This window comes from Petrachloros mirabilis (assembly GCF_975968855.1).
This window is the reverse complement of sequence record NZ_CDLUDY010000048.1, coordinates 1-12,695: the sequence shown is the minus strand read 5'-3', so window position 1 is coordinate 12,695 and position 12,695 is coordinate 1. Positions and strand designations below refer to the sequence as shown.

Annotated in this window: 17 protein-coding genes and 1 tRNA gene; 13 read left to right on the top strand and 5 right to left on the bottom strand. The window is 55.0% G+C overall.

The window, feature by feature from the left end; translation table 11 throughout:
* On the top strand, positions 1 to 301 hold a 301-nt coding region (locus ACWVCN_RS02155), incomplete at its 5' end, for a hypothetical protein (RefSeq protein WP_455243867.1).
* 227 nt (positions 302 to 528) lie between these two features.
* Here ACWVCN_RS02155 and ACWVCN_RS02150 read toward each other — a convergent pair.
* Genes ACWVCN_RS02150 through ACWVCN_RS02135 form a run of 4 tightly spaced genes read right to left on the bottom strand, consistent with a single transcriptional unit; the run spans position 529 to position 1,949 of the window.
* Positions 529 to 825, bottom strand: a complete 297-nt coding sequence (locus ACWVCN_RS02150; RefSeq protein WP_455243866.1) for an ATP-binding protein — start codon at positions 823 to 825, stop codon at positions 529 to 531.
* A complete protein-coding gene (locus tag ACWVCN_RS02145) occupies positions 822 to 1,235 on the bottom strand; it encodes a hypothetical protein (protein ID WP_455243865.1) in 414 nt (137 codons plus the stop codon). Before ACWVCN_RS02145 ends, ACWVCN_RS02150 begins: the two co-directional genes overlap by 4 nt.
* Positions 1,236 to 1,242: 7 nt before the next feature.
* A complete protein-coding gene (locus ACWVCN_RS02140; protein WP_455243864.1) occupies positions 1,243 to 1,602 on the bottom strand; it encodes a (2Fe-2S) ferredoxin domain-containing protein in 360 nt (119 codons plus the stop codon).
* Positions 1,603 to 1,619: 17 nt separating this feature from the next.
* A complete protein-coding gene (locus tag ACWVCN_RS02135; protein WP_455243863.1) occupies positions 1,620 to 1,949 on the bottom strand; it encodes a hypothetical protein in 330 nt (109 codons plus the stop codon).
* A gap of 230 nt (positions 1,950 to 2,179) precedes the next feature.
* Here ACWVCN_RS02135 and ald point away from each other — a divergent pair, with 230 nt between their 5' ends.
* The 11 genes from ald (at position 2,180) to ACWVCN_RS02080 (ending at position 9,626) form a co-directional block, all read left to right on the top strand.
* Positions 2,180 to 3,283: an alanine dehydrogenase gene (ald, locus tag ACWVCN_RS02130; RefSeq protein ID WP_455243862.1), complete on the top strand. Its 1,104-nt coding sequence runs from the start codon at positions 2,180 to 2,182 to the stop codon at positions 3,281 to 3,283.
* Between the two features lie 37 nt (positions 3,284 to 3,320).
* Positions 3,321 to 3,397: transfer RNA gene (locus ACWVCN_RS02125), tRNA-Pro, on the top strand.
* 361 nt (positions 3,398 to 3,758) lie between these two features.
* Positions 3,759 to 4,055 (top strand): acylphosphatase, encoded by a 297-nt coding sequence (locus tag ACWVCN_RS02120; protein ID WP_455243861.1) that lies wholly within the window; start codon positions 3,759 to 3,761, stop codon positions 4,053 to 4,055.
* A 24-nt stretch (positions 4,056 to 4,079) separates the two neighbouring features.
* The gene (locus tag ACWVCN_RS02115) at positions 4,080 to 5,045 is read left to right on the top strand and encodes a sigma-70 family RNA polymerase sigma factor (protein WP_455243860.1); all 966 of its coding nucleotides are present in this window, start codon (positions 4,080 to 4,082) and stop codon (positions 5,043 to 5,045) included.
* Positions 5,046 to 5,049: 4 nt separating this feature from the next.
* Positions 5,050 to 5,574, top strand: a complete 525-nt coding sequence (locus tag ACWVCN_RS02110) for an adenine phosphoribosyltransferase (RefSeq protein WP_455243859.1) — start codon at positions 5,050 to 5,052, stop codon at positions 5,572 to 5,574.
* 108 nt (positions 5,575 to 5,682) lie between these two features.
* Entirely contained in the window at positions 5,683 to 6,264 is a 582-nt protein-coding gene (locus ACWVCN_RS02105; protein ID WP_455243858.1) for a TraR/DksA family transcriptional regulator, read from the top strand.
* Between the two features lie 143 nt (positions 6,265 to 6,407).
* On the top strand, positions 6,408 to 7,106 hold the full coding sequence (gene queC, locus ACWVCN_RS02100; protein WP_455243857.1) for a 7-cyano-7-deazaguanine synthase QueC: 699 nt from the start codon (positions 6,408 to 6,410) through the stop codon (positions 7,104 to 7,106).
* A gap of 4 nt (positions 7,107 to 7,110) precedes the next feature.
* Positions 7,111 to 7,269: a hypothetical protein gene (locus ACWVCN_RS02095; RefSeq protein ID WP_455243856.1), complete on the top strand. Its 159-nt coding sequence runs from the start codon at positions 7,111 to 7,113 to the stop codon at positions 7,267 to 7,269.
* Complete coding sequence (locus ACWVCN_RS02090) at positions 7,269 to 7,664, top strand: c-type cytochrome (protein WP_455243855.1); 396 nt, start codon at positions 7,269 to 7,271, stop codon at positions 7,662 to 7,664. The genes ACWVCN_RS02095 and ACWVCN_RS02090 overlap by 1 nt, the downstream gene beginning before the upstream one ends.
* A 379-nt stretch (positions 7,665 to 8,043) precedes the next feature.
* Entirely contained in the window at positions 8,044 to 9,069 is a 1,026-nt protein-coding gene (locus ACWVCN_RS02085; protein WP_455243854.1) for a hypothetical protein, read from the top strand.
* Between the two features lie 353 nt (positions 9,070 to 9,422).
* The gene (locus tag ACWVCN_RS02080) at positions 9,423 to 9,626 is read left to right on the top strand and encodes a hypothetical protein (protein WP_455243853.1); all 204 of its coding nucleotides are present in this window, start codon (positions 9,423 to 9,425) and stop codon (positions 9,624 to 9,626) included.
* Here the strand turns inward: ACWVCN_RS02080 and ACWVCN_RS02075 are convergent.
* Complete coding sequence (locus ACWVCN_RS02075; protein ID WP_455243852.1) at positions 9,623 to 10,522, bottom strand: DUF72 domain-containing protein; 900 nt, start codon at positions 10,520 to 10,522, stop codon at positions 9,623 to 9,625. The two genes, ACWVCN_RS02080 and ACWVCN_RS02075, sit on opposite strands and share 4 nt — an antisense overlap.
* A gap of 78 nt (positions 10,523 to 10,600) precedes the next feature.
* Here ACWVCN_RS02075 and malQ point away from each other — a divergent pair.
* On the top strand, positions 10,601 to 12,695 hold a 2,095-nt coding region (gene malQ / locus ACWVCN_RS02070; protein WP_455243851.1), incomplete at its 3' end, for a 4-alpha-glucanotransferase.

Below are 12,695 nucleotides of genomic sequence, written 5' to 3'. Positions count from 1 at the left end.
CCCGAGTCCAAGCGTCACGGTGAAGTCGGTAGTAGCCTCTGTATTGGATGCCGGCGCTCCAATCGGCGACTATAGCTACGAGGTGTCGTTGCCTACCGCTGCACCATGGCTCGGCACATACGGTCCACTGCCTATAGCACTGACCGATGCCGCGCAAGCAGCGGTGGCAAAGATCTATACCGTCGAAGGTTCTGCACAGGTCGATACGACGGTTTACGGGACTCAGGCTCCCGCGCCTTCAGCGAAGGACATTACGGTCCCTGCCAATCAAACGCAGGACTTCACTCTGAGCTCACCATAAAACTGAAAGCTAGAACTTCTGACGCCAGGCCGTGCCTGCCGTCAGAAGGGTGGCTATTTAGTCAACCGGTGAGTGTATAGAGTGCATAGGCAGTGAGCCCACCTGTGCCTGTTCCTTCCATTTTGCCTAGGCCGCAGCTATCTAACCTAGATTATGGAACCAGTGTTGTATTCTGTGTACAGGCGAGGGGCCCGAACCTGCGAGCCGATTTGATTCTCTTGCTTTGTCTACTTTTTCTGCGGCTCCAGCATCTTATCCCCCTTCTTGAAGACCCCGTAGATCGCCTGGGACGGGCATGCATCCAAGCAGAGTCGACAGCTTTCAAGGCAGCGTGAGGGATCGAACTTATATGGCGGTGTCGAGAGCCAAGCACTCGTGGGGCAGATCGGAATACAGATCCCATTATGTGTGCAACGGTCAGCATGGCGGACGAGGTGGTCGCGGACGATCATCATAGGTTTCACTCCTTCGAAGAGACCTTGCGAGAAGATCTCGAACATGTTCTTTTTCGGGATGCTGCTCACTTCCACTCCTTGATAAGCGCTTTCAGACGGTCTTTTAGCTCGGGAATCTGCTCCAGGTTATTTTCAATCGCTCCAATAATCTTTTCGAGTCGAGCCGACTTGAGGGCCTCTTTATCTTGATTCACTAAGCGATCATACTCGACATAGGCTTTTTGGTGCTTGGGTTCCAGAAAACGGCGCGCCGCTTCGAGTGTCTCGCCTAATTCATAAGGTTCAGTGACCATCGGCGGGGCAACGGTGAAGGTGCCGTCGGTGAAAATTATAGCGGCAGATCCCTGCTTCCCCTTGAGCGGAATCACGGCTTCGATGGTTCTCCCTCGCAAATCCTCCCAGCTCCCTAATAATCCGGGAAATTGCTTCATGAAGGCCACCTTTTCGAGGTTGGCCTTCCATTTATCTTCCGTGGCCATCAGTTCCTTAACGCGGCTCTGAAGTCAGTGGCGGGAGCGTGGCCGGGGCTGGATGGTCCGGCATGATCAGGCGTGTGACCACTTCGCCCCTGATGACGTGGCGTTCCATAATTTCCGTGACATCCGCCTCCGATTTGACGCTGTACCAGACGCCTTCTGGATAGATAACCACGCTTGGGCCTTCGGCGCAATGGTCCAGGCAGCCGGCCTTATTGGCGCGGACGATGTTCTTCAAATTGAGCCGTTTCGCTTCCTGCTTAAACCGGGCGTGTAGACCCTCTGATCCCAGTCTGGAACAGCTGCCGCGAGGATCATCGGGGCTGCGCTGATTTGTGCAGACGAAAATATGTCGTTTAAACGTCGACACGGGAGTTTCCAGAAAGCTCAGGCCTGCATAGAGGTGGTTTGAAAACGAGTGAGGAGCTGGGTAACGTCCGGCGCAGCAAGGAATGGGGACTGGCCACCTGCACTGCCGAGAATCGTGGCAATTTCTCTAAGGCGAATGGTGGCACGCTGAAATATCTCGGTTTTGGAAAGTTCTGAGCTTTGCCCGGAGGCGAGCTTATCGAATTCGGCGCGAATATCGCGGAAATCACGTTGCAGGTTCTTGTACATCGAGCACTGTTCACAATACCATTTAGGGCTTTGGTCGCTCGAAGGTGAGAGCCGATCGTACGCGCGGCCAAAAAAATCCTTCCCGAGTGACAGCTTCATGAGCGCGGTTCCGGCGGCACCGCAGGCGTTGCATGATCCCGCTGTTCCATCCATAAAGAGCCTCCTCTGCCTCCGTAGACCCGTCCCAGGGCGCCAAATTTTACAACAGCGCCGCGCGGGCTGTCCACCGACCGCAATTGTGTATCTAGAATAAGTCGTTCTCTTTCTCGTTGGCGGTCGATACAATATAAGAAGACATTGAACCTGCAACCAGTTGGATGGAGTGTGGCATGATTGTCGGAATCCCGAAAGAGATTAAAGACCACGAATATCGCGTGAGTGTGACACCGGAAGGTGTTCGAGCTTTACAAAGGGCCCAGCACGAAGTCTTGGTGGAGAAGTCTGCCGGCCTCGGCAGCGGCTATTCGGATGAGGATTATCGGTCGGCGGGTGCCTCGGTATTGTCTTCAAAGGAGGAAGTGTTCCGCCGGGCTGAACTGATCGTCAAGGTTAAGGAGCCGCAGCTGTCGGAATGTCCGCTCTTTCGCCCGAGCCAAGTGTTGTTCACCTATCTGCACCTGGCGTCGTCCCCTGAACTGACAAAATCACTTCTGGAGGCCAAGATTACAGCGGTTGCGTATGAAACGATCGAAGCGAAAGACGGTACGCTTCCGATGTTGAAGCCAATGAGTGAAATTGCAGGTCGGATGTCGGTCCAAGTCGGAGCGCGCTACCTCGAAACAACGCAAGGAGGAAAGGGACTGTTGCTGGCAGGTGTGCCCGGAGTAGAACCGGCGAAGGTGGTTGTCTTGGGGGCCGGTGTGGTCGGAAGCGCTGCGACCAGAATTGCTGTCGGGATGGGGGCGCAGGTCACTGTGATCAATCTGGATATCGAGAGGTTGCGCTACCTTGACGATCACTATCGAGGGCGGATTGTGACCAGGGCTTCGACCGAGGCTGCGATTGAGGAGGCAGTGGCTGGAGCGGATCTGGTTATTGGAGCGGTATTGGTACCGGGTGCCAAGGCGCCGAAGCTGGTATCCCGTGCTTTGGTCAGCCGGATGAAACCCGGGTCCGTGATCGTTGATGTCGCGGTCGATCAAGGGGGCTGTGTCGAAACAACAAAGCCGACCACGCACTCTGATCCGGTTTATGTTGTGGAAAACGTCCTCCATTACGGTGTTGCCAATATGCCCGGGGTTGTTCCCCGTACCTCGACGCAGGCGTTGACCAATGTCACGTTGCCTTATCTGTTGAAGCTTGCCTCTCAGGGGGTGGAGGCTGCTGTGAAGTCGGATGCTGGATTGGCCAAGGGGGTCAATTTGTTTCAAGGGAAAGTCACGTGCCGGGGTGTAGCCGAAGCCCATGGCTTGCGTTTCGACCCTCTGATGTAAGACAATCCCCCCTCGCTTTCCGAAAGTCACTCCAGGTCGGGGCGTAGCGCAGCCCGGTAGCGCACTGCGTTCGGGACGCAGGGGTCGGAGGTTCAAATCCTCTCGCCCCGACCAAATCCAAGCTTGCTCTAGCTTTCCCGGTGACGACGAAAACATTTCATAGGTATCTCCCCGAACAGTTGCTGCATCGAGCCGATGCTTCGCAAATGCTTCCTAACGCGAACACGTGCTCCGATGGCGTGTCCGGTTTTTTTGAAACGCGCGCATGTATTTCCGTCGATTGTGGCGCGTGGCGCAGTTTTAAACCTGTTCAGAAAGTTTATTTTTCGATGAGTGATTGCCACCAACGGTTCATGCTGTTCTCGTGGTGGAACCTACTAGGTGAAATTCTTGCGCAGAGATTTGCAAAACGCGTGACGCGTTTCTTCACATGTGAGAGTATCCCCTCGTTAAGGCGAATGTCGTAGGCGGGACGATGACCGAGACGAAAGAGCCCTCCGCCGTTCGAGCAAGAATTTCCGTGTCGGGTCGTGTTCAAGGGGTCGGGTATCGGGCCTTCACGGTGCGAGTGGCGACTGAGCAGGGTCTCGTCGGTGGCGTCAGAAATTGTGACGACGGTCGGGTGGAGTTGGAAACCGAAGGGTACAAAGACAACATCATTTCATTGGTTGAACGGTTGAAGATCGGTCCTCCTGCCTCACGGGTCACCGCCGTGCAGGTCGAATGGTTGAAGGCGACGGGCCGATTCGCAGATTTTGTTGTGTGGTACTAGGGCTATCGAAATATTGAGGATGGAATGGCGAGAGGAGAGGAAGAATTGTCAGACCTGAGTGAAGCCAGGCGTCACTACTCCGATCACGACGACGAAGCCTTCGAAGCCGGGGATTCTGATGACTCAGCGGCCGATGGCGGCATGTCGCGCGGCAGGTCCGAGGGTCTTGATACCATCAAAAGTTATCTGCGCGAAGTCCGCCGGTCGACGCTGCTGACCTTCAAGCAGGAACAACAACTGGGAAAACGTGTCATGGCGGGTGACGAGCAGGCTCGACAGCAGATGATCGAGTCCAATCTTCGCCTCGTCATCAGCATTGGCAAGCGATATATCCATCGTGGTTTCCCTTTTTCCGACATCGTGGAAGAGGGCAATCTCGGCCTTATCAAAGCCGTCGAGAAATTTAACTACAAAAGGGGATTCAGATTCAGTACCTACGCCTCATGGTGGATCAGGCAGTACATCGAGCGCGCGATCATCAATCAAGGCAAGCTGGTGCGGCTTCCTGTCCACGTCGTCGAACGGTTGAATCGCTACTTGAACAAGGTCGAGGGGCTCGTCCAGGAATTCGGTCGCGAGCCGACCGCTGAGGAAGTGGCCAAGAAAATGAAGACGACCGAAGAAGAGGTGCTCGATCTAAAACAGGTTGTCCGCACGACCTGTTCGCTCGACAGTCCGATCAACGATCGGGCCGACACGTTCTTGCGGGATGTCATCGAAGATCCGATGTGTGTGTCGCCGTCCGATGCAGCTGAAGGCGTCATGCGGCGGGCTGAACTGATGGCCTGGGTGAAAGAGTTGCCTGATAAGGAGCAAACTGTTATTGTATCGCGGTTCGGATTGGACGGTAGCGAAGCAAGGACGCTGGAAGAAATCGGACGCGAGATGGGACTCACTCGCGAACGGGTCCGGCAGATTGAAATGGCCGCGTTGGGCCGTCTTCGCCATACGATCCAGCGAAAAACTTTGACGCAATCGGACTTGCTCTGAACCGATGACGGCTGCTGACTATCGTTCCCTCATCCGCGAAGTTCCCGACTTCCCCAAGCCCGGGATTCTCTTTTACGACATTACTACGCTTCTGAAGGATGCGAAGGCATTTGCCTCCATTGCCGACGGGCTAACGGAATATTACCGGGGAAAAGGTATTTCAAAGGTCGTCGGGATCGAGTCACGGGGGTTCATCTTTGGCGGGGTGTTGGCCCAGCGGCTCAATGCAGGGTTCGTTCCGGTTCGGAAACCCGGTAAACTACCTGCTGATTGTTTTGAGGTCAAATACAGCTTGGAATATGGGTCGAATTCCCTTGCGATCCATCGGGATGCCATCGCGATGAATGAGCGCATCCTGATCGTGGACGACTTGTTGGCCACTGGAGGAACGGCTGCCGCGACGCTCTCTCTCGTTCGGCAATTAGGGGGAGACATCGTCGGTCTCGATTTTCTGGTCGAACTCAAGGGGCTCAATGGCCGGGAGAAGCTTGCAGGCTGTCCCGTTCATTCGACTATCCTCTATCCCTAGTGTCCAGGGTCCTCTTTTCCTACGACCTCTTGTCAAACACCGAGCGCCGTGCTATGAATGCCGGACTTTTTTGAGCCGTTCGGCGTTGATTAGGGAGAAGACGACGCTATGGCAACAAAAACCGCGACGAAAGCAGCTGTAAAGAAGAAAGCTTTGACTAAACCAAAACTGAAACCCAAAGCGACAGCCAAGCCTGCCGGAAAAGTTCAACCGAAGATCAGCCTCCCGGCAGAAAAGACGAACGCTGTGTCGGTATCCCCCCTTGCCGCCAAGCCGAAAGAATCGGCAAAAGAGCGTGAAGCTCGCGAGCGACGCCGCGATGCACTGCAACACATGCTGTTGCGCAAACGGCAGGAAATTTTGAAGGAAATCGAAGGGAGCCTCGGCCAGTCACTGACCGAAGATCAGCAGCGCCGATTGGAGTCCGCACGGGATGTGGGCGACCAGGCATTGATGGATTTGGACCGTGAACTTGGCATTTCGCTGATGGAAATGCGCAATCGGCGCCGGCAGGCTATCGATGAAGCGTTGACGCGGTTGAACGAAGGCACGTACGGGATCTGTGCGGAATGCGGAGTCGAAATCAGCGAGCGCCGATTGGAAGCTGTGCCGTTCGCCAAGCTGTGCGTCGAATGCCAGTCGAAGGAGGAATTGCTCGAGCGAATCGAGAAAGAAGAAGAACGCGACTAGCCGTGCCCCCCTGACAGTGTCCCCGCTATTGTTTCACCATCTGCCGATCCGTTTGTTATCACATTACCGTTTAGCTCGCGGAGAGCGAGGAACATCCGTCATTTTTAGGTCAAGCGTAAGAACATCCCAAAGGATGGTGTAAGGTGAGCAGTCAGGCAACCGGACCTGCCGTCGTGCTTGTCAGTGGGGGATTGGATTCGACGGTGACAGCGGCGATAGCCAGGGAGGAGGGTTTTGACCTGTGCTTTTTGACGATCAACTATGGACAGCGCCATGCCGTAGAGGTGGAACGCGCCCGACAAGTCGCAGCCGCCATGGGCGTCACCCGCCATGTCGTGCTGTCCATAGACCTTCGCGCCATCGGAGGCTCGGCGCTGACGCAAGAGATCGATGTTCCCAAGAACCGCGAACAAGCGGAACGGAGCCACGGGATCCCGATCACCTACGTGCCGGGGCGGAATCTCATTTTTCTTTCATTAGCCGCGGCTCATGCGGAGGTCGTCGGCGCGTCGATGATTTACTTCGGGGCCAACGTTCTCGACTATTCCGGATACCCCGATTGCAGGCTGGAATTCATCCGGGCCTTCGAAGAGGCGGTCAATAAAGGAACGAAAGCCGGCGTGGAGGGAAATCGCCTTCAGGTGCGCGCGCCGTTGCTGGCGATGACCAAAGCAGACATCATCCGGAAAGGCGTGGAGCTTCTGGCGCCGTTGCATCTCACCCACAGTTGTTATGATCCGGTGGGAACGATAGCCTGCGGCCGATGCGACAGCTGCCTCATTCGACGCGAGGGATTTGCGAGAGCGGGAGTTGTAGACCCCATTCAATATGCGATAACCTAGCGCTATGTCACCGGAAGAATTTTTCATGTACCTCACGGTCGGTTTGATCGTGATTGTGCCGATCGGCGCAAGGATCTATCGCCGCATGACGCTTCAGCGGACGCAGAATATGCTGCGCGAACAGTTCGGGCAGGAGGGAACCAAGGAAGGCGAAGGAAAGTGATGGCAAAACGATCTCAAGATAGAGTTCCGGTGGTAATCTTCGCCGTCGTCATGGTGGTTCTTGCCGCTTGCGACTCGTCACAGCCTAAGCCGGCTGTGGGGAGCGGGCCAACCCCTGCCGAATTGCAGGCGGGTGAGGCCAAGTTCAATGCGAATTGCTCGGTGTGTCATGGGAAAGAGGGAGTTGGTACACAGCAAGGCCCACCGCTCGTGCATAAAATCTATGAGCCGAACCACCATGGTGATGCGGCATTTCAGCGGGCCGCGGCGAACGGTGTGAGAGCACACCATTGGGAATTCGGCAACATGCCGAAGATCGATGCCGTCTCGCCCGCTGACGTCGATCAGATTGTCCAGTATGTCCGCTGGCTGCAGAAACAAGCCGGCATCTTCTGATCACGGTATTTCCTCAATTCAATCTGATCCATACTAGGAGGGGAGTCTTCCATAAAGAAGGCTCCCCTTTTGTTAATTGACGGTGATCTTCACAGGGGAGCGGAGTGCCTCGACGAACCGCGTGGTGCCTTATGGACTGAGCAGGATTCCTAATGCACAGCAAGGCCTTGTACGGGATCTGCTACGTGGATTGTCTCCGTCAGCAGTGCCTTTCTAGCGCGAGTCTTCCAACGCAGTATCGTTATCTAGTCAGACAAACTCCATATTGACAGCAAGCCGAATGATGCTCTAAATAGCCCGCGCCATAATAGTTCGGAATACGTAGTTAATGCATGTAATCGCGTCATTATTCGAGTGCAATGATCTGTTTTCAGCATAAATGAGTATACGGACGATCGATCCAATGCATCCGATGGGAAGGGGCACGGCCTTGAGCGTGTGGTCAAGCCGGGTAGCCGCCGCTATTCATCTGCCGGTTAAAGAGGCAGATTTTCCCGCAGAAGATTGGACGCCGGTTTGGCTTGATAATTCGCGTGTTCTGTTCCGAGGTGGGACAAGGACTGATGCGCTTCCGCCGGGAGTGTCTCACCGCCATTATGTCTGGGATGTCGTGCAATCAACTATAGCAAGGGAAGCGCGATTTGATCGAGCCAGTATGATTTGCGTGCAAGGTGATCGCCTGTCCTATCTCGTGCCGGATTCTGAAGGCAAGCAAGGGAAGCGAGTGATGTTTGTGAACGGTCAGCAGATTGAACTGCCTGAGATGTTTTGGTTCAACTCAATGAGTTGCCGCGCGTCAACGATAAAGCCGGCGTGGGCACATGCAAAGGAGGATGGGCGAGTTGTCATCCCTCTAATTGAAGATCATGGCTATATCGATTGCGGAATAAAAGGCAAGGGTGACATCGAGGAGTTTCCCATCCTCTACCATCGATACTCTATAGCGCAGCCTATCCCGTTGAGGCTTTGCAGCCGGTATGTCCCCTCGCGGGTTCGATTCCTTCCCTTCTTAAATGCATACTTGCTTGAGAGCGTCAATGGAGGGACGTCGCCCAATCTGTTGTGGTTGCTCCACACAGACGGAAAAGTTGAGCGGATTGATCTGCCGGAAGGAGGGCCGCGCTTGGAAAGTTCTTGGCCCTGGATCGACGTAACTAAAATTGGGGTGGTTTTGGGAGAAGTCGCCTATCGTGGTGATCAGGTCAGAGAGTCAGGAGTGTCCCTTTGGGCAAACGGATCGCTCACGAAGTTAGTGAGTGGAGTGGTTTCTTCAAGCGTCGCTGTGTCCCCCGATGGCAGCAAGCTGGCATTCATCTTTGATCGACAAGACCGGTCACCTCAAGGCGACAAAAATTGCAAGCTGCAAATGATCGAACTCTGTCAGGGCGATGAGGGTGGGCGGTGATAAGAACAGCATCGAGAGAAGACATCAGCGGACGGGGGTAGAAAACGGTTTCAGGAACCATTGTTTGAACTACTCGTCAGCGTATAGCGATGGACATGGATGTACTCGCACAGCTGCATCAACAGAATCAGCAAGTGTTGATCAGTATGCGAGATGTGCGGCAGCCGAAAACATAGAACTAGGCGTACTTAAGGAACAGATTTGAACAAGGCGCGATGGTGCCATCGCTACCGTATGTCGAAGACAGGGTTGGTGGTGGCATTGAATGGCATCAAGGGACCATGGCCTTCAGCGAGAATTTACGGAGCAGGCAGCTCAATATGCAGTTGGGGAGACTCAGAAAGGATCGCGGAATGAGGGCCCGAAAGCGCCGCATCTCATTACTCCACCGACTACGATGGATGGCAAAAACAAATCACATTTTCAACTTCGAACTGACCAATGCACTTTCAGCTGTTGCCCGTGCGAAAGAGAATCTCGTCAATGCCCTCTTCCAGCTGAACGCCTCGCGTATCCATTTTGCCCGCTCGACCGGTTCATTAGAGTCGCTGAACTAGCCTGATGCGAGTGTTTCGACCAGCGCTTGAATCGTCAGCGGACTGCACCCTTCGGCTCGATTATTGACCAAGACATAGGTGGACTTGCTTTCGCCGGTCGCCTGTTTCACAAGGTTGACGGTGTCTTGCCGCATCTGCGGTTGGGGTTGCACGATGTGGTCGTAGGGTTTGTATCGCTCGACCGCCTTTTCGTATTGGAGGCCGAGCGGCGTCAAGAGACGGATGACGACGTGCGGTGCGGTAAAGGTTTGTTCAAGAGAATGATGTTGTTCTGAAAGGGGAGGCATGGCAGTCCAATGGTTGTACACATGAGCCACGTTATGGGCTTTGAGAATGTCCCGATATGGTTCCCCGAGAAGTGAGGGGTTGCGAACTTCTGTTGCGTATTGCGGGCCAGGTGGGAGTTGTCCGAGGAAATGGTCGAGTTGTTTGAGAAATGTCGTTGGGTCGATTCCCCATCGTTGAAATTCGAAAATGAACGGGCCGAGTTTGTCTTGTAGTCCTTCTTGCGCGGGCGCGAGCACAAGATCGCGAAACATGCCGGTGTCCAGGAATCGAGGATTCGGCTTGCCGGCATTGATACCGTAGCGGGGGAGGTTCGCATAGGTTGGAATGGTAATGGCTTCCCAAACTTTTTGGCAGAAACGGAAATCATCCGGGACCTGTTCGGCGTAGTGGGCCAGTTGTTTGGCGCCCGCCGGCCGGTAGAAGGAATGGTCGATGCCGACGGTGCGGAACAGCGGGGCGCTATTGACTGAATAGGTGGCGTACTCCGCGAGGGTGTCTTGGCTGAAGCGGCTCTTGGGATAGGTTTTCTGGTAGACTAACCCCTGCCAGCCTTCGTAGGCCCATGAGCTTGTTCCGAACCTAAGGCTCGTATAGTTGTCCGACAGCATGCCTCATTTTACAGAATTAGTGTTTAAGAACAATAGGATAGCTTGACATGCGTTCAACGTTCACGCAGACTCTCGACCATGTCTGACCAGCCGGAGCACGCGCTGCTCGCCGCACTTGCAGAACGGGCGGGGATCGCCGCGGAATATTTCGATATTTACGGTACTCGCCACGTCACATCTGATGACACCAAGCGGGCTATTCTCACGGCCATGGGCTTTCGGGTTGATTCGCCAGCGGCATTGACTGCTGCGATTCAGGATTGGGATGAGGCGCCGTGGAGAAGGCCGTGCGATCCTGTTCGCATCGTGTATCACGAGGAAGCCTGGCCACCGATTTCGTGCTATCTCGTATCGAAAGATGGAAATGAGCAATCGGTGGCCGTCCGTATGCAGGTAAGGAATGAAGCGGGGGATCTCGTACATGAAGAGCAATATGGTCCGGGGTTAACCGCAGCCGAGGCAAGGATCCTCGGTGAGCATCGCCATGTGCGCCTCGAACTGCCGCTCTCCAAGCCGCTAGCACTCGGATATTACGATGTAGCCTTGCGCGCGGATGGTTTGGTGGGTGGTTCGGTTGGCCACATGAGGCTCATTGTGGCGCCACGGAGGTGTTACGTTCCGCCGGTGGTGGATGCCGGGCAGCGTCTGTGGGGGGTAGCGCTCCAACTCTATTCGCTTCCGTCTGATCGCAATTGGGGTTGCGGTGATTTTTCTGATCTCAACCGTTTGGTCGAATGGATGGGGAAAGCACTGGGGGCGGGGTTGGTCGGCCTCAATCCGGTCCACGCGATTCGTAATACCGCGCCCCATCACACCAGCCCTTACGCTCCCCTGAATCGATTGGCCTTGAATGAACTGTACATCGATGTGGAACGGCTCCCTGAATTTTTCACGTCGGGTGATGCGCAAGCACTGCATCGTTCTCCGGCATTTCAATCCAAGCTGGAGGCTCTTCGGAAGGGGCAGCGCGTCGATTACAATGCGACCGCTTCGGCGAAGCGCACGATGTTGGAATTCTGCTATCGGCAATTTCTCAAAGACGAATATACCGGGAACGAATCTGATCCGCAGCCGCAGACGGCTCGTGCGAAATTGTTCGAACGTTTTGTGCAGACGGAAGGCGAGCCATTGGAGTTGTACGCCATCTTTCAGACGTTGGAGGAGGAACGTCGGTTGATCCAGTCGAAGTTTGCTATGTGGCATGAATGGCCCGAACAGTTTCGCTCTCCTGGACCTGCCGTGCGGGCATACGGGAAGCGGCATCGGAAACGGGTTCGTTTCTTTCAGTATGTCCAATGGATTGCGAGTGAACAGCTGGCCGGAGTACGCCGCATGGCAGAGCAGGCTGGGATGCCAGTCGGGCTGTACAATGATCTTGCTCTGGGGGCTGAACGCAACGGAGCGGAGGTGTGGATGTATCAATCCGTGCTGGCTCTCGATGCCGATTGTGGTGCGCCTCCCGATGACTTTTCAGTCGAAGGGCAGAATTGGGGGCTGCCGCCAGTCAATCCGATCGCGTTGCGTGCCAACCGATTTGAATTGCTGATTCAGTTGTTGAGGAAGAACCTGCGCTTCGGGGGGGCGATCAGGCTGGATCACGTGATGGCGTTCTGCCGACTCTTCTGGATTCCAAAGGGTCGACCTGCGTCCGAAGGCGCCTATGTCCTTTATCCGTTTGAGGATTTGCTGGCGATCATCGCGTTGGAGAGTGTGCGCGCCAAAACGTTGGTGATCGGCGAAGATCTTGGCACTGTGCCGGATTGGGTGAGGGAACATCTCTCGAAGGCGTGCGTATTGTCGTATCGCGTTTTTTACTTCGAGCGCCATCAAGATGGAACATGGAAGGCTCCAGGTGAATATCCCGAACAGGCGCTGGCTGTTGTGACAACACATGACTTACCGACATTAACGGGATACTGGTCCGGAGAGGACATTCGGACACGGATTGGCCTCGGATTTTTCCCGGAGGAGGAATCGCGTCGCCGGCTTCTTGATGACCGCGAACGTGACAAGGGACGGATGCTGGCTGCCCTCAAGCGGGAAGGGTTGCTGCCGGGCGGGATAGAGGAAGATCCTGCCAAGGTGCCGGTGATGACTCAGGCGCTCTGCCGGGCCATCCATACCTTTCTCGCCCGCACTCCCTCCTGGGTCGTCTTGGCCAACCTGGAAGATG

Excerpts from the sequence above, each read along its gene's own strand:
- ACWVCN_RS02075 (WP_455243852.1), bottom strand. The coding sequence starts at position 10,522 with ATGCTGTCGGACAACTATACGAGCCTTAGGTTCGGAACAAGCTCATGG.
- ACWVCN_RS02120 (WP_455243861.1), top strand. The coding sequence starts at position 3,759 with ATGACCGAGACGAAAGAGCCCTCCGCCGTTCGAGCAAGAATTTCCGTG.
- ald (WP_455243862.1), top strand. The coding sequence starts at position 2,180 with ATGATTGTCGGAATCCCGAAAGAGATTAAAGACCACGAATATCGCGTG.
- ACWVCN_RS02085 (WP_455243854.1), top strand. The coding sequence starts at position 8,044 with ATGAGTATACGGACGATCGATCCAATGCATCCGATGGGAAGGGGCACG.
- ACWVCN_RS02145 (WP_455243865.1), bottom strand. The coding sequence starts at position 1,235 with ATGGCCACGGAAGATAAATGGAAGGCCAACCTCGAAAAGGTGGCCTTC.
- ACWVCN_RS02135 (WP_455243863.1), bottom strand. The coding sequence starts at position 1,949 with ATGAAGCTGTCACTCGGGAAGGATTTTTTTGGCCGCGCGTACGATCGG.
- ACWVCN_RS02080 (WP_455243853.1), top strand. The coding sequence starts at position 9,423 with ATGAGGGCCCGAAAGCGCCGCATCTCATTACTCCACCGACTACGATGG.
- ACWVCN_RS02115 (WP_455243860.1), top strand. The coding sequence starts at position 4,080 with ATGGCGAGAGGAGAGGAAGAATTGTCAGACCTGAGTGAAGCCAGGCGT.
- ACWVCN_RS02090 (WP_455243855.1), top strand. The coding sequence starts at position 7,269 with ATGGCAAAACGATCTCAAGATAGAGTTCCGGTGGTAATCTTCGCCGTC.
- ACWVCN_RS02110 (WP_455243859.1), top strand. The coding sequence starts at position 5,050 with ATGACGGCTGCTGACTATCGTTCCCTCATCCGCGAAGTTCCCGACTTC.
- ACWVCN_RS02095 (WP_455243856.1), top strand. The coding sequence starts at position 7,111 with ATGTCACCGGAAGAATTTTTCATGTACCTCACGGTCGGTTTGATCGTG.
- ACWVCN_RS02105 (WP_455243858.1), top strand. The coding sequence starts at position 5,683 with ATGGCAACAAAAACCGCGACGAAAGCAGCTGTAAAGAAGAAAGCTTTG.